This window comes from Pseudarthrobacter sp. TE3704 (genome assembly GCF_056279405.1).
Map to the genome: position 1 here is coordinate 144,806 of NZ_JBWCCJ010000004.1, position 20,443 is coordinate 165,248.

At 64.6% G+C, this 20,443-nt stretch carries 17 protein-coding genes; 5 read left to right on the forward strand and 12 right to left on the reverse strand.

Annotation, left to right across the window (positions count from 1 at the left end; genetic code table 11):
• Positions 1-46: 46 nt before the first annotated feature.
• The 3 genes from ACZ9BC_RS11750 to fdxA form a co-directional block, all read right to left on the reverse strand.
• A complete protein-coding gene (locus ACZ9BC_RS11750) occupies positions 47-1,333 on the reverse strand; it encodes a citrate synthase (RefSeq protein WP_079597336.1) in 1,287 nt (428 codons plus the stop codon).
• Between the two features lie 243 nt (positions 1,334-1,576).
• Positions 1,577-2,725, reverse strand: coding sequence for a succinyldiaminopimelate transaminase (dapC, locus tag ACZ9BC_RS11755; protein WP_476246096.1), 1,149 nt, complete (start codon positions 2,723-2,725; stop codon positions 1,577-1,579).
• Positions 2,726-2,735: 10 nt separating this feature from the next.
• Positions 2,736-3,062 (reverse strand): ferredoxin, encoded by a 327-nt coding sequence (gene fdxA, locus ACZ9BC_RS11760; RefSeq protein WP_009356972.1) that lies wholly within the window; start codon positions 3,060-3,062, stop codon positions 2,736-2,738.
• A gap of 137 nt (positions 3,063-3,199) precedes the next feature.
• On the opposite strand from fdxA, the gene ACZ9BC_RS11765 reads away from it, so the two are divergent.
• Complete coding sequence (locus ACZ9BC_RS11765) at positions 3,200-3,439, forward strand: putative acetyltransferase (RefSeq protein ID WP_476246097.1); 240 nt, start codon at positions 3,200-3,202, stop codon at positions 3,437-3,439.
• Between the two features lie 150 nt (positions 3,440-3,589).
• Here ACZ9BC_RS11765 and typA read toward each other — a convergent pair whose 3' ends face one another.
• Complete coding sequence (gene typA / locus ACZ9BC_RS11770) at positions 3,590-5,518, reverse strand: translational GTPase TypA (RefSeq protein ID WP_476246098.1); 1,929 nt, start codon at positions 5,516-5,518, stop codon at positions 3,590-3,592.
• A gap of 283 nt (positions 5,519-5,801) precedes the next feature.
• On the opposite strand from typA, the gene ACZ9BC_RS11775 reads away from it, so the two are divergent.
• A complete protein-coding gene (locus tag ACZ9BC_RS11775; RefSeq protein WP_476246099.1) occupies positions 5,802-6,674 on the forward strand; it encodes an SGNH/GDSL hydrolase family protein in 873 nt (290 codons plus the stop codon).
• 82 nt (positions 6,675-6,756) lie between these two features.
• Here ACZ9BC_RS11775 and ACZ9BC_RS11780 read toward each other — a convergent pair whose 3' ends face one another.
• The 6 genes from ACZ9BC_RS11780 to ychF form a co-directional block, all read right to left on the reverse strand.
• Positions 6,757-8,463, reverse strand: a complete 1,707-nt coding sequence (locus ACZ9BC_RS11780; protein WP_476246100.1) for a dipeptide ABC transporter ATP-binding protein — start codon at positions 8,461-8,463, stop codon at positions 6,757-6,759.
• Positions 8,464-8,474: 11 nt separating this feature from the next.
• Entirely contained in the window at positions 8,475-9,419 is a 945-nt protein-coding gene (locus ACZ9BC_RS11785) for an ABC transporter permease (RefSeq protein ID WP_476246101.1), read from the reverse strand.
• The gene (locus tag ACZ9BC_RS11790; RefSeq protein ID WP_275727720.1) at positions 9,409-10,338 is read right to left on the reverse strand and encodes an ABC transporter permease; all 930 of its coding nucleotides are present in this window, start codon (positions 10,336-10,338) and stop codon (positions 9,409-9,411) included. The genes ACZ9BC_RS11785 and ACZ9BC_RS11790 overlap by 11 nt, the downstream gene beginning before the upstream one ends.
• A gap of 123 nt (positions 10,339-10,461) precedes the next feature.
• Entirely contained in the window at positions 10,462-12,147 is a 1,686-nt protein-coding gene (locus ACZ9BC_RS11795) for a peptide ABC transporter substrate-binding protein (protein WP_476246102.1), read from the reverse strand.
• 284 nt (positions 12,148-12,431) lie between these two features.
• Entirely contained in the window at positions 12,432-14,198 is a 1,767-nt protein-coding gene (locus ACZ9BC_RS11800; protein WP_476246103.1) for an ABC transporter family substrate-binding protein, read from the reverse strand.
• Between the two features lie 104 nt (positions 14,199-14,302).
• The gene (gene ychF, locus ACZ9BC_RS11805; protein WP_079597431.1) at positions 14,303-15,388 is read right to left on the reverse strand and encodes a redox-regulated ATPase YchF; all 1,086 of its coding nucleotides are present in this window, start codon (positions 15,386-15,388) and stop codon (positions 14,303-14,305) included.
• Between the two features lie 90 nt (positions 15,389-15,478).
• Between ychF and ACZ9BC_RS11810 the strand changes: the two genes are divergently transcribed.
• Entirely contained in the window at positions 15,479-16,705 is a 1,227-nt protein-coding gene (locus ACZ9BC_RS11810) for a DNA recombination protein RmuC (protein ID WP_476246104.1), read from the forward strand.
• 57 nt (positions 16,706-16,762) lie between these two features.
• Here the strand turns inward: ACZ9BC_RS11810 and ACZ9BC_RS11815 are convergent, their stop codons facing one another.
• Both ACZ9BC_RS11815 and ACZ9BC_RS11820 read right to left on the reverse strand, forming a co-directional pair.
• Complete coding sequence (locus tag ACZ9BC_RS11815) at positions 16,763-17,842, reverse strand: 4-hydroxy-3-methylbut-2-enyl diphosphate reductase (protein WP_476246105.1); 1,080 nt, start codon at positions 17,840-17,842, stop codon at positions 16,763-16,765.
• Positions 17,843-17,851: 9 nt separating this feature from the next.
• Positions 17,852-18,703: a hypothetical protein gene (locus ACZ9BC_RS11820; protein ID WP_476246106.1), complete on the reverse strand. Its 852-nt coding sequence runs from the start codon at positions 18,701-18,703 to the stop codon at positions 17,852-17,854.
• A gap of 162 nt (positions 18,704-18,865) precedes the next feature.
• Here ACZ9BC_RS11820 and xseA point away from each other — a divergent pair, with 162 nt between their 5' ends.
• Positions 18,866-20,203: an exodeoxyribonuclease VII large subunit gene (xseA, locus tag ACZ9BC_RS11825; RefSeq protein WP_476246107.1), complete on the forward strand. Its 1,338-nt coding sequence runs from the start codon at positions 18,866-18,868 to the stop codon at positions 20,201-20,203.
• On the forward strand, positions 20,200-20,418 hold the full coding sequence (locus ACZ9BC_RS11830) for an exodeoxyribonuclease VII small subunit (RefSeq protein WP_476246108.1): 219 nt from the start codon (positions 20,200-20,202) through the stop codon (positions 20,416-20,418). Before xseA ends, ACZ9BC_RS11830 begins: the two co-directional genes overlap by 4 nt.
• The last annotated feature ends 25 nt before the right edge of the window (positions 20,419-20,443 follow it).

Genomic DNA, 20,443 nt, shown 5'->3' on the forward strand with positions numbered 1-20,443 from the left:
CGGCCGCCCACCTCCTGGAGGTGGGCGGCCGTCGTCGTAAGGGATATTAGCGGGCGGGGTAGTCCCTGGCCGGCTCGCCGATGTACAGCTGGCGCGGGCGGCCGATCTTGGTGTTCGGGTCGCTGATCATTTCACGCCACTGCGCAATCCAGCCGGGGAGGCGGCCGATGGCGAACAGGACGGTGAACATCTTCTCCGGGAAGCCCATGGCCTTGTAGATCAGGCCGGTGTAGAAGTCCACGTTCGGGTAGAGCTTGCGCTGGATGAAGTAGTCATCGTTCAGCGCCTTCTCTTCCAGGCGCAGGGCGATGTCCAGCAGTTCGTCGTTGCCGCCGAGCTTGGTGAGGATCTCGTGGGCAGTGGCCTTGACGATCTTGGCACGCGGATCGTAGTTCTTGTAGACACGGTGTCCGAAGCCCATCAGTCGGACGCCGTCTTCCTTGTTCTTGACCTTCTCCATGTAGTCCTCGGGCTTGGTGCCCTCGGCCTGGATCTGGCGCAGCATCTTGAGCACGGCTTCGTTGGCGCCGCCGTGGGCGGGTCCGAAGAGTGCGTTGATACCGGCGGAAACGGAGGCGAACAGGTTGGCATTGGAGGAACCCACCAGGCGCACCGTGGACGTGGAGCAGTTCTGCTCGTGGTCCGCGTGCAGGATGAGGAGCAGGTCCAGGGCCTTGGCGACGACGGGGTCAACCTCGTACTGCTCGGCCGGCAGGCCGAAGCTGAGGCGCAGGAAGTTCTCCACCAGGTTGTGGGAGTTGTCCGGGTACAGCATGGGCTGGCCGATGGACTTCTTGTGCGCGTAGGCGGCGATGACGGGCAGCTTGGCCATCAGGCGGATGGTGGAAACTTCCACCTGCTCGGCGTTGAACGGATCCAGCGAGTCCTGGTAGAAGGTGGACAGCGCGGAGACGGCCGAGGACAGGACGGGCATGGGGTGTGCGTCGCGGGGGAAGCCGCCGAAGAAGCCCTTCAGCTCCTCGTGGAGCAGCGTGTGGCGCCGGATCTTCTGGTCGAACTCGTCCAGCTCGGTGGGCGTGGGCAGGTTGCCGTAGATCAGCAGGTAGGACACCTCGAGGAAGCTGGAGTGCTGCGCCAGCTGCTCGATGGGGTATCCGCGGTACCGCAGGATGCCCGCATCGCCGTCGATGTAGGTGATAGCCGAGGTGGTTGCTGCGGTGTTCATGAAGCCGGGGTCAAAGGTGACTGCGCCCGTCTGCTTCAGCAGCTTGGAAACGTCGTATCCTTCGTTTCCTTCAATAACCTGGATGCGCGGGAGCTTGAGCTCGCCTCCTGCGTGAAGCAGGGTAGCCGCGTTGTTGGTCTCAGTCATGGAGTCCCCTTCATGAGGCTCTCTGGGCCTCTGTCGAAAGCTTGATCCAACATCAGGTGAGCCGCGCACTGACCCTGAGAACACAGGTTCCAACACCCGGGCTGCCTTCTTGTAGAAAGCCACCATTGATAGTCACTTAAAAAGTACCGCTCCTTGGCGGGTGTCACTAATCCGAGACGGCCTAAAGTCCCCTAAAATGCGGGCGGTGTGGCGCGAGTCACACGATTGTTACGCGGCTTTTTGTTACCGCGCTTCCCTCAGCCGTGCCACTGCAGCGTCGATCCGCTCATCGGTTCCGGTGAGGGCGACCCTGACGTAACCGTTGCCGGCCTCGCCGTAGAAGACTCCCGGCCCCACCACGATGCCCCGTTCTGCCAGGCGCGCCACCGTGTCCCAGGTGCTTTCGCCTGCCGTGGACCACAGGTACAGGCCTGCGTCTGAATCCTTGATTTCCAGGCCGAAGTCCAGCAATGCCGGAACCAGCCGCTCCCGCCGGCCACGGTAGAGGTCCTTCTGGGCCTCGACGTGCGCATCGTCGCCGAGCGCCACGCGCATGGCTTCCTGCACGGGGTAGGGAACGATCATGCCGGCGTGTTTGCGGCTGTTGACCAGGTTGGGCATCAGGTCCGGGTCGCCGGCTACGAAGGCGGCACGGTAGCCGGCGAGGTTGGACTGCTTGCTCAATGAGTACACGGAGAGCAGGCCCTGGTGCGATCCGCCCGCCACCCGCGGGTCCAGGATGCTGGGGACGGACTGGCCGCCGCGCTGGACGTCCCAGGTTCCCCAGCCGAGTTCTGCGTAGCATTCGTCCGAGGCCACCACGGCCCCCAGCTCCCGGGCCTGCTCTACGAGCGCTTTCAAAAAGTCTGCGTCGCGGACGCTGCCGGTCGGGTTGCCCGGGGAATTGACCCAGATGAGCCGGACACGGGCACGGGTGGCGTCGTCGAGTTCGTCCAGGTTGTCGGTGGCAACGGAGGTGACGCCTGCCAGCGTGGCGCCGATATCGTACGTGGGGTAGGCGACCTTGGGACGTACGACGACGTCACCCGGCTTCAGCCCGAGCAGCAGCGGCAGCCACGCCACAAGTTCCTTGGAACCCACCGTGGGCATGATGTTGCGGGGATCCAGTCCGGCCACACCGCGGCGGCGTTCGAACCAGCCGGCGATGGCTTCCCGAAGCGCCGGCGTACCGTGCACAGTGGGGTAGCCCGGTGCGTCGGCAGCAGCCTTCAGGGCATCCTGGACCAGGGCCGGGGTGGGGTCCACGGGTGTACCGATCGACAGGTTGACGGCACCGCCCGGGTGCTCCGATGCCTTCGCAAGATACGGCGCCATGGCCTCCCACGGGTAATCGGGCAGGTCAAGGCCAAACGTATTCACTGCTGCGGTCACCTTTTCTGCGTCAGTGGTCTTGGTTCTGCGGGGGCAGTGCGGCGATCATCGGGTGGTCCTTGCCGGTGTTGCCGATCTTGGCAGCGCCCCCGGGTGAACCGAGGTCGTCAAAGAACTCCACGTTGGCCTTGTAGTAGTCGGCCCACTCGTCGGGAGTGTCATCCTCGTAGTAGATGGCTTCGACCGGGCAAACGGGCTCGCAGGCGCCGCAGTCGACGCATTCGTCCGGATGGATGTACAGCGAACGCTCACCCTCATAGATGCAGTCGACGGGGCATTCCTCGATACATGCCTTGTCCTTGACATCTACACACGGCTGCGCGATTACGTACGTCACGTCCCTGGCCTCTCCACGTTGGTTCCGGCAACCCGCCGGTTCTTGCATCCGGCAGCTCTGGCCGGACTCTTGACATCTGAGCCTATTATCTCCCAGGCCGTTCCCGCGAACCTAGCCGGGACGCCTAGTATGAACTGGTGAGTCAGCCCCCTACCCCCGCAGCGTTCCTTTCCGCCGCCGCACCCGGGACACGGGTGGTGGTGCGGTACCGAATCGAGGACGGCCTGACCGATGCGCTCGGCCACCTGGTCTCGTGCGACGCCGGTGCGTGCACCGTCCGCACCCGGCAGGCCGACGTCGTCATTCCCCTTGACCTTGTGGTGGCGGCCAAGCAGGTCCCGCCGGCGCCGGAGCGCCGCCGCCCCGCGGCACAGTAAAGCGCGCCGCCACTGCGCCGGGACTGCCGCTGCGGACCGAACCCGCACTTCACTGCGCACTCCGGTACAAAATGGCAAAACAAAAGCTGCCGGCACGACGGCGGGAATCCCGTCCGCCGTACCGGCAGCTTTCCAAGAGGTACTGAAGGACTAGGCCTTGGCGCGGGCGCGGTTGGCCTTGGCACGCTCGTTGGTGTCCAGGATGACCTTGCGGATGCGGATGGCTTCCGGGGTCACCTCGACGCACTCGTCCTCGCGGGCGAATTCGAGGGACTCTTCGAGGGTCAGGTCGCGCGGCGGCGTCAGGTTCTCGAAGGTGTCGGAGGAAGCGGCACGCATGTTGGTGAGCTTCTTTTCCTTGGTGATGTTAACGTCCATGTCGTCGGCGCGGGAGTTCTCGCCCACGATCATGCCCTCGTAAACCTCGGAGGTGGGCTTGACGAAGAACGAGCCGCGCTCCTGCAGGTTGATCATGGCGAACGGGGTCACAACACCGGCGCGGTCGGCAATCATCGAACCGTTGGTGCGGTACTCGATGGGGCCTGCCCACGGCTCGTAGCCCTCGGAGATCGACGCTGCGATGCCGGCGCCGCGGGTGTCCGTGAGGAACTTGGTGCGGAACCCGATCAGGCCACGGGCGGGAACGATGAATTCCATGCGGCACCAGCCGGTACCGTGGTTGGCCATGTTGGTCATGCGGCCCTTGCGTGCGGCCATCAGCTGCGTGACGGCACCGAGGTATTCTTCGGGCACGTCGATGGTCATGTGTTCCATCGGCTCGTGGATCTTGCCGTCGATGGTCTTGGTGACAACCTGCGGCTTGCCCACGGTCAGCTCGAAGCCTTCGCGGCGCATCTGCTCAACGAGGATGGCCAGCGCGAGCTCTCCACGGCCCTGGACTTCCCAGGCGTCGGGACGCTCGGTGGGGAGCACCTTGATGGAGACGTTACCGATCAGTTCCTTGTCCAGGCGGTCCTTCACCTGGCGGGCGGTAACCTTGGCGCCCTTGACCTTGCCGGCCAGCGGCGAGGTGTTGATACCGATGGTCATGGAGATGGCGGGATCGTCCACGGTGATCAGCGGCAGCGGCTGGGGGTTCTCGACGTCGGTGAGGGTTTCACCGATGGTGATGTCCTCGATGCCGGCGACGGCGACGATCTCACCCGGTCCGGCAGACTCGGCGGGAACGCGGTCCAGTGCCTTGGTGGCGAGGAGCTCAGTGATCTTCACGGTCTTCAGCTCGCCGTTGGCCCGGGCCCAGGCAACCTGCTGGCCCTTGCGCAGGGTGCCGTTGTAGATGCGGAGCAGCGCGAGGCGGCCCAGGAACGGGGAGGCGTCCAGGTTGGTGACGTGCGCCTGCAGGACACCCTCGGGGTTGTACGTGGGGGCCGGGATGTGGTCGATGATGGTCTTGAACAGCGGCTCAAGGTCCTCATTGTCCGGGGCGGAGCCGTTGGCGGGCTGCTCCAGGGAGGCGCGTCCAACCTTGGCGGCCGCGTAGACGACGGGAACCTCGAGGACCTTGTCCAGGTCCAGGTCCGGAACTTCGTCCGCGAGGTCGGAAGCCAGGCCCAGGAGCAGGTCCATGGACTCGTGCACCACTTCGTCGATGCGGGCGTCGGGGCGGTCGGTCTTGTTGACCAGGAGGATGACCGGCAGGTGCGCGGCAAGGGCCTTGCGGAGCACGAAGCGGGTCTGGGGCAGCGGGCCCTCGGAAGAGTCAACCAGCAGCACGACGCCGTCCACCATGGACAGGCCGCGCTCCACCTCGCCGCCGAAGTCGGCGTGGCCGGGGGTGTCAATGACATTGATGGTGATGGTCTCGCCATTGGAGGACGGACCGTTGTAGGCCACCGTGGTGTTCTTGGCCAGGATGGTGATGCCCTTTTCGCGCTCCAGGTCACCGGAGTCCATCACGCGGTCTTCGAGGTGGTTGTGCTCGGCAAAGGAGTTGGTCTGCTTGAGCATGGCATCGACCAGGGTGGTCTTGCCGTGGTCAACGTGGGCCACAATCGCGACGTTGCGGAGGTCACTGCGTGATGCAGTGGCTACCGCGGTGTTGGTGGTGGTTTCAGACATGCGTAATGGCTCGATTCAGTGGTGAAAGTCAGCTGTTGTATCGCGACATTTCCAACTGGAACGCACGACGGACAAGGCCCTTAGCACAGGGCACCTTCCCCCAGTCTACCGGCAGTGGCATTTATTGGCCTAAATTTCTGGCGGCCGGGGTAGGGAGTGCACGCGCAGGGCCAGCGCCACGCCAAAAAAATGTGATGAAAATCACTGGCCTATCAGGCCTGCATGCCACATGATTGCTCTGACGCATCACGCACGCCGTATTAAGCAAGCCCGGAGACACCACATGACAAAGGCCTCGGCCCGCACCCGCATCGGCGCATCCAGGGCCGCAGCCATTCTGGCAGTGTCTTCCCTGATGGCCTTGTCCGGGTGCGGCGTCGCCGCATACTCCCCCGAGGCACCCTCCGCGCAGGCGGCTGCCGCTGCGGGCCATCCCCAGGCCGGCGGGCAGCCCAACTTGGTGGCTGCCGGCGCCAAGGTGCGGAATCCGGCTAACGGTCGGCTGGAAGCGGTTGTCCCCGAGATCACCAGAACAGTCCTCCTGATTGGCGACTCGCAGTCCGAACCGGCCGACGGCTGGCCCCGCCAGGCACTTGCGGCAGCGGGGTACAAGGTCTACTTCTGCGGGCGCGGGGGCACAGGATTCGCCTCCTCCAACGGCAGCACCGGCAACTATGTGGATGCCCTCCTGGAAGGGGACTGGCTGCTCCCATCGGGGACCCCCGCCCTGATCGTCATCCAAGGCGGCGGCAATGACGCCGCCAGCGGGGCAAGCGACCGGCAGATCGCCCGTAACGCGGAGAAGCTGATCGCTGAACTTCAGGCCCGTTACCCCGGCACCCGGACGGCCATGATCGGTACACTGGCGCGCAGCGCGGACGACGGCGGGGGGCGCCGCAGTGCAGTCGATGCCTTGCTGGGCAAGGTGGCAGGCGCCCACGGGCTGCCGTTTGTGTCCGTGGGCGACTGGCTCACCCGGTACGGCCTGGCAAAGGATCTTGCCGACGCAGTCCACATGAATGCCGCGGGCCGCCAGTCGCTTGGAGCGCTGCTGGAGCGCCGGCTGCGTGAACTTGGCCTGGACCGAAAGGCCACGCCTGACACGGCACCGCTGCTGGCCGCGGGTACGGGCGCCACAGGTGCAGTCCAGGATTAGGTGGCAAACAGCGCCACATACGAAAACGGCTGGAGCCGGGCCCAAGGGTTCCGGCTCCAGCCGTTCGTTTCTATAAGTGCTGCTACGCCACTTCGGGCGGAAGCATCAGCTTCGCGCCGGGGATGGCGTTGAGCAGTGCCTTTGTGTACTCCTGCCGTGGCGATTCGAAGACTTCATCCGTGGAGCCGGTCTCCACCAGGCGCCCCTTCTCCATGACACATACGTGGTCCGCAATCTGCCGGACCACCGCAAGGTCGTGGGTGATGAAGAGATAAGTCAGCCCAAGGTTCGCCTGGAGATCGGCCAGCAGGTTGAGGACCTGCGCCTGGACCAGCACGTCCAAAGCGGACACGGCTTCGTCACAGATGATCACCTCGGGATCCAGTGCCAGCGCGCGGGCAATGGCAACGCGCTGCCGCTGCCCGCCGGAGAGCTCGTTCGGGTAACGCTGCATGGCGGACTGGGGCAGCGCCACCTGGTCCAGCAGCTCCCGGACCTTCTTTTCGCGGCTGGCCTGGTTGCCGATCTTGTGGACCCGCAAGGGCTCTTCGATAGTGCGGAAGATGTTGTACATCGGATCGAGGGAGCCGTAGGGATCCTGGAAAATCGGCTGCACGCGCCGCCGGAATTTGAACAGCTCCTGCGCCTTAAGAAGCGAGGTGTCCACGCCATCGAACAGGATCCTGCCGTCCGTGGGCTTCTCAAGCTGGAGCACCATCTTGGCCACCGTGGATTTGCCCGAACCGGACTCCCCCACAATCGCCGTCGTGGTTCCGCGCTGGACGTCGAAGCTCACGCCGTCCACCGCCGCGAAGTCCGTCGCTTTCCCGAAGCCCTGGCGGAGCTTGTACACCTTCCGCAGGTCCTGGATCTGCAGGACGTTATCCGCGGCGGCAGTCTCGGCAACGGGAGCCAGCAGGTCCGCAGTCTCCACACCCTGCTCCTTGGCGGCCTGGATGCGGCGGCTTGCCAGGGACGGCGCCGACTCGACAAGCCTCCTGGTGTACGGGTGCTGCGGGTTTCGGAGCAGGTCCAGCGAGGGTCCTGCCTCCACCACCCGGCCTTGGTACATCACCACCACCTTGTCGGCACGTTCTGCCGCCAGCCCCAGGTCGTGGGTGATGAGCAGCACCGAGGTGCCCAGGTCCGTGGTCATGGTGTCCAGGTGGTCCAGGATCTGCCGCTGCACCGTCACGTCCAGGGCCGAGGTCGGCTCATCAGCGATGAGCAGCCGCGGCTGGCATGAAAGGCCGATGGCGATCAGGGCACGCTGGCGCATGCCGCCCGAGAACTCATGCGGGTACTGGTTGGCACGGCGTTTGGCGTCCGGCAGGCCTGCCTCGGACAGCACCCTGGCGATGTCCTCCGGTCCGCTGGGCCGCCCGTTGGCACGCAGGGTTTCCCGGACCTGGTAGCCGATCTTCCATACCGGGTTCAGGTTGGACATGGGGTCCTGGGGCACCATGCCGATGGTGTTTCCGCGCAGTTCGATCATGCGCTGCTCGCTGGCGTGGGCGATGTCCTCGCCGTCGAGCAGGATCTGCCCGCCGGACACCCTGCCATTGTTGGGAAGCAGGCCGATGGCCGCCAGTGCAGTGGTGGATTTACCGGAGCCCGACTCCCCCACAATCGCCACCGTTTCGCCGGGCATGATGCTCAGGTGAGCATTGCGGACCGCCTGGACATCGCCTCCGCCGGTCTTGAACGTGATGGCGAGGTCGCGGATTTCCAGCAGCGGCCTGACGCCGGTGGTGCCGGCTTCATCGATGCGGACTTCTGGAGTTGTCATCTCTTTATCTCTCATCGCTGACGGCTCTTGGGGTCGAGGGCGTCACGGACCGCGTCGCCCAGCATGATGAAGCTCAACACCGTAATGGACAGTGCAGCAGCGGGGTACAGCATGATCTCCGGGCTGGTCCTGATGGACGCCTGCGCACCGGCGATGTCATTGCCCCAGGACATGATGCTCTGCGGCAGGCCGATGCCCAGGAAGGACAGGGTTGCCTCGGCCACGATGAAGACACCCAGTTCCAGGGTGGCCAGCACGATGATCGGGGCGAGGGCATTCGGCAGCACGTGGCGCACCAGCGCCCCGAATTTGGAGACACCGAGCGCACGCGCAGCGGTGACGAAGTCCGCGTTGCGCACTTCGATCACGGCGCCGCGGGTAATCCGCGCCATCTGCGGCCAGGCCAGGAGCGAGATGACAAACACCACTGTCCATACGCTCTTGTTCTCGCGGAACAGGGGAAGCTGCGTGATCACCAGCGCGCCCAGGATCAGCGGCAGGGCAAAGAAGATGTCACCCAGGCGGGCGAGGACCGCATCGATCCAGCCGCCGTAGTAGCCGGCCAGTGCCCCGATGGTTACGCCGATCACCAGCACGCACAGCACTGAGAGCACACCCACGGACATGGATGCCTGGGTGCCGTGGATCACCCGTGAGTAGACGTCGCAGCCCTGGAACGTGAAGCCAAACGGATGGCCGGCTGTGGGTCCGCCTTCCGAGTTCGCCAGTTCGCAGCCGGCATTGGGAGCAACCGAGGTGAAAAGTCCGGGGAACAGTGCCACCACGGTGAGGGCAAGGATGAGCAGCGCCGAGATGATGAACAGCGGACGACGGCGGAGCTTGCGCCATGCGTCGGACCACAGGCTGAGCGGTGCCTCGTCAGTCTTGACGGCGTCCGTAGCAAGCAGCGGGGTTTCGTCAATGGGTGCCACGAAGTGGATGTTGTTACTGGTCATAGCGGATCCTCGGGTCAAGCCAGGCGTACAGGAGATCGACGAGCAGGTTGGCCACCACGAACACCAGCACCAGGACGCTGACGATGGAAACGATGGTGGGTCCCTCGCTGCGGAGGACGGCCTGGTAGAGCTTGTTGCCGACGCCCGGCACGTTGAAAATGCCTTCGGTCACGATCGCGCCGCCCATCAGTCCGCCAAGGTTGGCGCCCAGGTAGGTCACCACCGGAATCAGCGAGTTGCGCAGGATATGGGCCAGGACCACCCGGGGCCGGGACAGGCCCTTGGCCGTTGCGGTCCGGACGTAGTCGGCATTCATGTTTTCGCTGACCGAGGCGCGGGTCAGGCGAAGCACGTACGCAAAAGACACCAGCCCCAGGACCACCGCCGGCAGCAGGAGGCTGCCCCAATCCGCGTTGGCACCCACGGTGGGTTTGGCCCACCCGAGCTGGACACCGAAGACGAGCTGGAATACGAAGCCAAGGACGAACGTGGGGACGGCGATCACCACGAGGGACGCCACCAGGACGGTGGAGTCGAACCAGCCGCCGCGGCGCAGCCCGGCGAAAACGCCGAAGGCAACACCGAAAATGGCCTGGATGGCCAGGGCTTCTATGGCCAGCATCGCAGTTACGGGGAACACTCGGGCAAGGCTCGCGGCGATAGGCTGCCCGGTGAAATCGTTGCCGAGGTTAAAGGTGAACAGGTTCTGCAGGAAGAGGCCGTACTGGACCCAGAACGGCTCGTCCAGGTGGTACTGGCTGCGCAGGGTATCGATGACGGCTTGGGGTGGCTGCCGGTCGCCGAAGAGCGCCGCAATGGGGTCGCCGGGCAGGGCGAACACCATGTAATAGACCAGAAGCGTGGTGCCGATGAAGACGGGGATCACCTGGAGCAGTCGGCGCAGGATAAAGCGGACCACGGGATCACCAACCTTCCGGATGGGAAGTAAACAGGTTCATGGGTGCCTTCCTGCCGTTGCAAGCCAATGGGGGCCCGGCCGTGACCGGACCCCCATCTGCCTGGCGGCAAGTTAGATCTGGGACTACTTTGCCGTGATGTCGAAGTAGCGGATGCCGCCGTTCCAGCCGGTTTCGGCCTTCACAACGTTGTTGCTCCACACAATCGGACGCGTCTGGTCCCAGAGCGGCAGACCCGGAAGGTCCTCAAAGAGGATCTCCTGTGCCTGGTTGAACTTCTCGTTGGCTTCTTCGGTGGTCTTGGCGGCAAGGCCTTCCTGGAGCAGCTTGTCGAACTCAGGGTTCGTGTACTTCTCGTAGTTGGAAGGCGCCCCTGTAGCCCAGACCGGTCCGAGGAAGTTGTACAGCGACGGGTAGTCGCCCTGCCAGCCGGCGCGGCTGAGTCCCGGCAGCGACTGGGACTTGCGAAGCTCCAGTGCCTCAGCGAACTTGGCAAAGGGCTGGATTTCAGCTTCGATGCCGAGGTTGTTCTTGAAGCCGTTGGCTACGGCGTCGATCCATTCCTTGTTGCCACCATCGGTGTTGGAGGCAATCTGGAGGGGCTTGGAGTCGTCGTACGGCTGGAGCTTTTCAGCCTGCTCCCACAGGTCCTTCGCCTTGGCGGCATCGAACTTCAGGACCTCGTTACCCGGAATGTCTTCCTTGAAGCCGTCGATCACCGGCGGAACAAAGCCTGTGGCCGGGGTCCGGGTTCCGTTGAAGACAACCTTGGCGATTTCCTCGCGGTTGATGGCGTGGGAGAGCGCCTGGCGGCGCAGCTTGCCGGCTTCGCCCTGGAAGTTCGGGTTGTAGCCCGGGATGTTCAGGGTGGAGTTGCTGGCAACCGGCTTCGCGGCGTTGCGGTCCTGGAAATCAGTGGTGTAGGTCTTCAACGCATTGGACGGCAGAACGTCGGTGACGTCCAGGTTGTCAGACTGCAGGTCGGTGTAGGCCGGGCCCGGATCCGTGTAGAACTTGAAGGTGACACCACCGTTTTTCGCTTCACGCGGTCCGCTGTAGTCGGGGTTCTTGACCAGCGAGATGGACTGGTCGTGGACCCACGCACCCTCTTTTTCCATCTTGTACGGACCGTTACCCACCGGGTTCTCGCCAAAGGCAGTTGGATCAGCCAATGCGGCCGACGGCATCGGGAAGAAAGCCGAGTAACCAAGGCGCAGCGACCAGTCAGCCTCAGGCTGTGCCAGCTTCACCGTGATGGTGGAATCATCAGTGGCAGCCAGGCCGGACATGGTCTCGGCCGTGGGAGCAGGCGTTGTGGTGGTCTTGCCGTCGGCCGACTTTTCAGTGGTTACAGCCGAAACTTCGGAGTACCCGGCAATGGATTCAAAGAAGAACCCATTCTGCTGCAGGTTCTTGGAGTTTGCGGCGAAGTTCCAGGAGTCCACGAACGTCTTGGCCGTGATCTCTTCACCGTTGGTGAACTTCTGCCCCTGCTTCACCTTGATGGTCCAGTTCTGGGCGTCGGAGGACTCGATGGACTCCGCGAGGGCGTTGACAGGCTTGCCGCTGGCGTCGTACGTCCGCAGACCTTCGAAGAGAAGCTCGACCACGCGGCCGCCGTATACCTCGCCCGTGTTGGCCGGCAGCAACGGGTTCTGTGGTTCGTTGCTGTAGGCGGTGATGACCTTGTTGGGATCGCCTGCAGAGTCGCTGGCCCCATCGGTGGTGCCGCCTCCAGCGCCGCACCCGGTCAGGGCCAGCGCGGCGATTGCCACGATGCCCAGTGCTTTGGAAGTGCGCGTGAAACGCATTCCGCCTCCTATGAGTTGTGGGAGATATGAGGGGAATCTTGTGCTTCCCCGTAAGCCCGGCACAGCGTTTTACTGTGACGCAACTTACATATAACGAGTAGCCTAACCGCACGGAGTCCAAATACTGGTACTCCGTTGCCAAACCGTGACCGGGTCACTCCGACGTGATAGCCGGTAAACGGAAGTTGTGCAAGTCACATGCTACTCGCCGGTAGCTCCGACGGCGAATCGGGGTGGGGAAGCTCACAAAGCACACCAAAGGAGGCTGCTGGAGGCCACGGCCACTAGGAGGCCAGGCGCCACTCCCACACGTTCCACCAGACACCGAGGGGTCCGGAGCTCGATTTCACCCCGGTGATCCGGGGGCCAAATGCGGTGGTGCCAAGGGTTTGGTACAGCGGGAGTCCGTAGGCGTTCTCCCAGATCCGACGGTCGATCTCGGCAAGGAGTTCGTCCTGTTTGCCAAGGTCCGTGGTCCGGGCCAACTGTTCCATGGCCTCGTCCGCGTCGGCGTCCGAAAATCCGTTGAAGTTGCTGCCCGACCCGGTGCGGAAGATCTGGGGAACCCGGCTGACTCCGGCCCCGGTTCCGATCCAGCCCAGCAGCGCGGCGTCATAACCTGACCCGCCCAGGGACTTTGCCCAGTCAGCACTGCTTTGCCCGCCGTCGACTACCTGGAACCCGGCCTGGGCAGCGGAGTCCCTGATCAGGGCAAAGGCTTCAGCGCGGTTGGGATTGTCCCTGTTGTAAAGGATCCTGACCGTGGGGGTGTCGCCGTCCAGGAGTGCCCTGGCAGCCTCGATGTCCACCTCAGCGAAGTCAGAGGATCCGTTGTTCTTCACCGTGTCCGGGTATTTAGGCTGCGCCGGAAGGAAGACGTGGGAATCCAGCGGTTTGGCGTCGGGAAGCAGGTCTCCCACGACGGCGTCAACGATGGCCTGGCGGGGAACGGTTTTCAGGAAAGCCTCGCGGACGTCTTCCTCGGCAAAGGGGCCGGAGAAATTGAGGTCCAGGTGGTCGTAGCCGGACTGGTTGTACCGCTCCAGGGTGTTGCCCTGCTCGATGAGGCCAGCGAAAAGATCCTCCGTGCCGGCGGACGGCTGCGGCGAGATGATGTCCACCTGACCGTTCCGGAGGGCGTCAACCGCAGCAGGGAGGGCGCCCGTGAAACGGATGGTGATTTCATCGAGCCAGGGTTCGGCTCCCCAGACGTAATCGCGGTTGCGGACGAGCCTCATGGAAACCTCCGGAACAATGTCCCTCACAATGTAGGGGCCGCTGGAGAGGTAAAGGGCCGGATCATCGGGGAGGGACTTCGTGTCGAAGCCGGAGTTCCAGAAATCGGCCACCCTCTTCAGCCCAGCGTTGACGGCAGGCTTTTCGGGGTCGCCCCGGGGTGAGTCCTGGATCAGGTCAATCAGGTCCTCTTCATCATTCAGCCCGCTCTTCGCGGCAACGACGTGCGCCGGCAGCCCGACGTCGAAAGCGACTTCCCAGTCGGCGTACGGCGTGGCGTATTCCAGGGTGATGGACCGCCGGTCGTCCCCGAGTTCGGGCAAGACCGTGCCGGCCAGGCCGCTGGTGTCCGAGGCAACGGAGAAGTACTTGGTCCCTGCTCCGGTCATGGGATCGGCATCGTCAAAATAGCCCGAACCGGCCGCCCAGCTCAGGAGGAGGTCCCCGGCGTCGATCGCTTCACCGTCGGACCATTTGACGCCCTCATTAACGGTGTACTTCACCTTCAACGGCTCGTCGGAGACCTTCTCGAACCGCCCGAACTTGTCGTTGCGCACCACGGCGGCGCTGTCATCCAGGTAATAGAAGCCGGAGTGGGTGATGTATCCGACCTTGGAGTTGATGTCGGTGTTGCCGTCGGCGCTGTAAGGGTTGAAGGACGAGAACGCGTTGACCTCGGCAACAGTGGCGACGCCGCCCCGCTTGGCCTCCCCCACCACAACGGGCGTACTGCCTCCGGCGCCGGAGCAGCCGGAAAGAACCAGCGCAGCCGTCACCGCCGCGGTGATGTAGTGCATCAGACGCCTGACCGGCATGCCGCCTCCTCGTGTTTTCCCTCCGGGAGGGGGACCTGGAGTTGCCAGGATCACGCCCTTCATAGTCAGGATAAGGTGTCCGCCCAGTCCGACGGTGAACCGGCTCAGACGTTGAAGCGGAACTCCACCACGTCGCCGTCGGCCATGACGTATTCCTTGCCTTCGATCCGGACCTTGCCCCGTGACTTTGCTTCAGCCATGGAGCCTGCATCCACGAGGTCTTCGAAGGAAACCACTTCGGCCTTGATGAAGCCGCGCTGGAAATCGGAGTGGATCACGCCGGCGGCCTGCGGAGCCGTGTCGCCCTGGTGGATGGTCCAGGCCCGTGCTTCCTTGGGCCCTGCGGTGAGGTAGGTCTGCAGCCCGAGGGTGTGGAACCCGACGCGTGCCAACTGGTCCAGCCCTGATTCGTCCTGGCCGTTCATCTCCAGCATTTCGCGGGCTTCTTCCTCGTCCAGTTCCACGAGGTCGGATTCGAGCTTGGCGTCAAGGAAGATGCAGTCAGCCGGGGCCACCATGGCCCGCAGTTCCTCCTGCTTTTCCGGGCTGCCCAGGATTCCTTCGTCCGCGTTGAACACGTAGATGAAGGGCTTGGCCGTGAGCAGGCTGAGCTCCTTGAGGTGCTCCATCTCCAGCTTGTCGCTCTTGATGGAGGAGTAGATGGTGTCGCCGCGTTCCAGCACCGCTTGGGCAGCCTTGATGGCGGCAAGCTCGGCGGCTTCCCGCTTCTTGATCTTGACCTCTTTTTCGATCCGGGGGATAGCCTTCTCGATGGTCTGCAGGTCGGCGAGGATCAGCTCGGTGTTGATGGTTTCCATGTCCGAGCGGGGGTCGACCTTGCCGTCAACGTGGATCACATCGGGGTCGTCGAACACCCGCACCACTTCGGCGATGGCTTCGGCCTCACGGATATTGGCCAGGAACTGGTTGCCCAGCCCTTCACCCTCGGATGCGCCCTTGACGATGCCGGCGATGTCCACGAAGGAGACCGCGGCCGGCAGCACGCGCTGCGATCCGAAGATGCCGGCCAGCTTGTCCAGCCGCGGGTCCGGCAGGTTCACGACGCCCACATTCGGTTCGATGGTGGCGAACGGATAGTTCGCGGCCAGGACCTGGTTGCGGGTCAGCGCGTTGAAGAGAGTTGATTTGCCGACGTTGGGCAGTCCGACGATGCCAATAGTAAGAGCCACGAGCATTGATTCTACCCGCAGGCCACCCGCGGCCTGTACCGGCGGATGTCATTGCCCCGGATTGTCAGAGCCCCATGCAACAGTGAGGGCATGGATGTTTTTGCGTTGATTCTTGCCTTGTTCATGCTGCTTCTGGGTGCCTTGGCCGGTGCTGCAGCCACGTATTTTGCACTGCGGAAGAACTCGCATGCCCTTGAGGCGGATTTCGACGCCGTCTCGTCGCGGCTGTCCGAAGTCAGCGCCCAGTTCGCCGCGGCCGACGCCGAGCGCCGGCTTTTGGCCGCACAGAACCGGGAGCTGGGCGAGGCACGGACGCAGGACGGCAGTGTGCTCCGTGCCCTTGCACCCGTTGCGGAAAAGCTCTCCGCGGTGCAGCAGCAGGTGGCGCTGCTGGAGCGCGACCGGGTGGAACAGTACGGCCAGCTTGCGCAGCAGCTCCAGGAAGCCAGGCTCTCGGACGAACAGCTGATCAGGTCCACGCACGCACTGGAGTCCGCCCTGCGCTCCAACAGTGCACGCGGCCAGTGGGGCGAGGTGCAGCTGCGGCGCGTGGTGGAAGCCTCCGGGATGCTGCGGCATGTTGATTTCGTGGAACAGGTCCACAGCGCCGGTGGTGATTCCACGGTCCGCCCCGACCTTGTGGTCCAGCTCCCCGGCGACAAGCAGCTGGTGGTCGATGCCAAGGTTCCGTTGTCGTCCTATTTGGAGGCCCAGGAGCTGGGGGCGGCCGACGCCCGGCACGGGCAGCAGGGCATGACCACCGCAATCGACCGCCGAAACCAGCAGTCGCTGCTCGCAGCGCACGCGAAAGCGCTCCGGGCCCACGTGGACTCGCTCAGCAACAAGAAGTACTGGGATATCCCCGGCAACTCCCCCGAACTGGTGATCTGCTTCATCCCGGCCGAGTCCATCCTGGCCGCGGCGCTGACGGCGGATGCGGAACTCCTGGACCACGCCCTGTCCAGGAACGTGGTCCTCGCCTCACCCAGCACCCTGCTGGCCGTCCTGAAGTCGGTCGCCTTTACGTGGCGGCAGGACGTGCTGACGGACAGCGCCCGGGAACTGTTCGACCTGGCGAGGCAGCTCTACGACCGCATGGGAACACTGGGCGAGAACGTCACCAAGCTGGGGTCATCGCTGAAAACCTCGGTAGACCGCTACAACGCCATGGTCGGCACGCTGGAAGCACGGGTCCTGCCGACGGCCCGGAAGCTGAACACACTCGAAGAGTCAGGTTTGACCGCGCCGCCGGCCGTGGAGGTCACGCCACGCGCTCTCGCCGCCCCGGAACTCCAGCACGATGAGGCAGCCGCCTAGGCCGATACGCCTGGGACGGGGGCGCCGCTGCCGGGATGAACCCGGCGGCGGACGGCGTCAGCTGCGCGGCCTGCGCCCGCCGAGCGCGCGGCTGACGTCACCGGCCTGCTTCAGGGTTGCGCGGAGCTCCTTGGGCAGCGAGAAGAGAAGGTCTTCCTCCGCTGTGACCACTTCCTCGACGGTGCCGTAACCGTAATCGGACAGCAGCCGCAGCACGTCCTGCACCAGCACCTCCGGCACCGACGCCCCGGACGTCACGCCCACGGTGGCCACGCCTTCGAACCAGGCTTCATCCACTTCGTTGGCGAAGTCCACCCGGTAGGAAGCCTTGGCCCCGTATTCTAGGGCCACTTCCACGAGCCTGACGGAGTTGGACGAGTTCGCCGAGCCAACCACGATCACCAGGTCCGCCTGGGGCGAGATCTTCTTGATGGCCACCTGCCGGTTCGTGGTGGCGTAGCAGATGTCGTCGCTGGGCGGATCCTGGAGGGTGGGGAACCGTTCCTTGAGCAGCCGTACGGTCTCCATGGTCTCGTCAACACTCAGGGTGGTCTGCGAAAGCCAGATGACCTTTTCGGGATCGCGGACCGTGACCTTGTCCACCTCGTGGGGGCCGTTGATGATCTGGATGTGCTCGGGCGCTTCGCCTGCTGTCCCTTCGACCTCTTCATGGCCATCGTGGCCGATGAGGAGGATGTCGAAGTCGTCCTTGGCGAACCGGACTGCTTCCTTGTGGACCTTGGTCACCAGCGGGCAGGTGGCATCGATGGTGCGCAGACCCCGTTCCTCGGCTGATTCCACCACGGCAGGAGAAACGCCGTGGGCGGAAAAGATGACCAGGGCGCCCTCGGGCACTTCGTCAGTCTCGTCCACGAAGATTGCGCCTTTTTCCTCCAAGGACGTAACCACGTGGACGTTGTGCACAATCTGCTTCCGCACGTACACCGGAGGACCATAGTGCTCCAGCGCCTTCTCAACGGCGATCACCGCGCGGTCAACACCGGCGCAATAGCCGCGCGGAGCGGCCAGCAGCACTTTCTTGGTTCCTGCGACGGGGGCTGCCGCTGCTACTTCCTCAGGGGAGCGGCGCCTACGCGGGATGGTGGGCATCGAAAGGGAAACAGCTGAGGAGGTCATTTCTCCATGCTACCGGGTTGCCCGCGGCCGCCTTCGCGATGAGATTCCGGCCACAATGCCCAGGAGCAGCAGCAGCCCGCCGGTGATGGCCGCGCCCGCCGTCCAGGCCGTGAAGTCGGCGTTGGCGGCGGCCACGAACTCATTCCGGAACACGTTGGCAACCTCATTTCCGGTGTCCACGGCCAGTGCCTGGGCCGCACCCACCTGAGCACCCACCGCCCAGAGGCCCGCAAGCAGCGCCCCGCCAATTCCGGCGCCCACCAGCACGGTCCAACGCCGTCGTGCCGCCACGAGGGCCAGGAGGAAGGCGATACCTGAACCGCCAGCAAGCATGTAGCCCATGGGGGCATAAGTGGCCAGCCGCTCGGTCCACTCCCGTTGTTCGGGCTGGCCAACGTTGATCAGCGTTTCCCCCGGCGGATCGAGCGGAAGGCCGGTGGCCCGGGAGATTTCCCCGGCACCCAGCGCCACCAGCGGGGCCACGTCAAGAGTCAGCGAGGAGACGGAACCGGATGGGTCAGGCTCCGCCGCGGCCTCCGGGAAGCTGAGGCGGTGGCTTTTGCGCAATGTTTCCTCCCACGCGGCGGGGTATCCCGGGAGCCCCGACAGCGACGTGGCCGCATCCTCCAGCACTGGCTGGACCAGATCGGACAGGAACCCCGGAACTGCGCTGGTGTCGATGGTTCCCACGGCCGCAGCGGCCAGCTGCTGCTGGAATTCGGAGCTTCGCCCCAGCGGCGCCGCCAGCCCCACGAAGCCGTCCTCCTGGACGATGCTGCGGTCAAGCCAGATGGCCGGAACAGCCACGGCGGCCAGCAGGACACCCAGCACGGTGGCGACGGCGGAAACAAAAGTGCGCACAGCAGATCCTTTGGGTTGATGGCGGTAGACCCATCCTAGGCAGGGATCCTGGCCGGGCGCTGTCAGTCCCGCGTGCTACAGCTTATGGATAAGGTTGAATAACCGCCGCACAACAGACGAAGGACCCCATGCCCGCAGCTCCAGCCCCGCAAGGGCGTTTGCATGTCTGACCAGGCTTCCCTTCCCGGCACCGCGCCCTCCACACTGCCCGCCACCGCCGCTGAAACCACCCCGGATAACCCGTGGCCGCTTCAGTTGCTCTCGCAAAAGCTCAAAGCCCACATCGACAGGACACCCTCGGCGTGGGTGGAAGGCCAGGTCATTGAACTGAACCGCCGCGGCAGCAACGCCTACCTGACGCTCCGGGATGTTGATGCCGAAGTGTCCCTGCCGGCTTCGGTCTGGACCAAAGTACTGGAGCGCCAGAACCTCCCCCTGGAACGCGGATCACGCGTGGTGGCCCTGTTGAAGCCCGAGTTCTGGATGAAGACCGGACGGTTGAACATGCTGGTCAGGGACATCCGGCCGGTGGGCCTGGGTGACCTCCTCGCCCGGATTGAGAGGCTGCGGCAGGCCTTGTCCGCGGAGGGACTTTTCGCCGATTCCCGCAAGAAGCCACTCCCCCTGCTGCCGCACCGCATCGGCCTCATCACCGGCCGGGATTCCGACGCCAAGAAGGACGTCCTGCGGAACGCGGCCCTGCGTTGGCCTGCGGTGGAGTTCGAAATCCGTGAAGTGGCTGTCCAGGGAAACACTGCCGTGTCCCAGATTGTCCGTGCCCTGCGGGAGCTCGACGCGCATCCCGTAGTGGACGTCATTGTCATCGCCCGCGGCGGAGGCGCACTTGAAGACCTGTTGCCCTTCAACAGCGAAGAGCTGGTCCGCGCCGTGGCGGCAGCAGCCACCCCTGTGGTGAGCGCCATCGGGCACGAAGCCGACCGGCCGCTGCTGGACGACGTTGCAGATTTGCGGGCGTCCACCCCCACCGACGCCGCGAAGCGGATTGTTCCGGAGGTTTCCGAGGAACTGGCGGGCGTCCGGCAGGCGCGGGAACAGCTGAGGCGCTGCATGGAGCGCATGGTGGACCGGGAAACGGACCGGCTCGCGTCGCTTCATTCCCGGCCGGTCCTGGCGTCACCGGAGGCACTGGTGACCGTCCGCAGCGAGGAAATTGAGCGGCTGCTGAGGCGGTCTTCCGCTGCCGTGAACTCCACGGTGGTGCGCGCCGCCGATCAGCTGGAACACCTCAAGGCACAGGTGCGCGCGCTGTCGCCGCAGAAGACGCTGGACCGGGGGTACGCCGTCGTCGAACTCGCCGGTCAGCAGGCAGGGCCGGCAGCGGTCGCGGGGCACGCCGTGGTCCGCCGCCCGGCTGACGCGCCGGCCGGTTCGCCCCTGTCCATCAGGGTGGCGGAGGGCCGCTTCGGTGCAACCTCCACCGGCGCAGGCGCGTTCACGGATTCTGGTCAGGACAATTCAAGCAACGGGAGAACCGCATGAGTGAGCAAAAGCCGGACGCCGGCATCGCAAGCCTGAGCTACGAGGAGGCCCGTGAACAGCTCATCGCCGTCGTGGGCAGGCTCGAGGCCGGAGGCGCCAGCCTCGAAGAGTCGCTGGCGCTGTGGGAACGCGGTGAAGCCCTGGCCGCACGCTGCGAGGAGTGGCTCGAGGGGGCACGTAAGCGGCTGGCCGCCGCCCGCGACCAGCCGCTGTAAACGGGAGCCGGCCCGGGTAACCCGT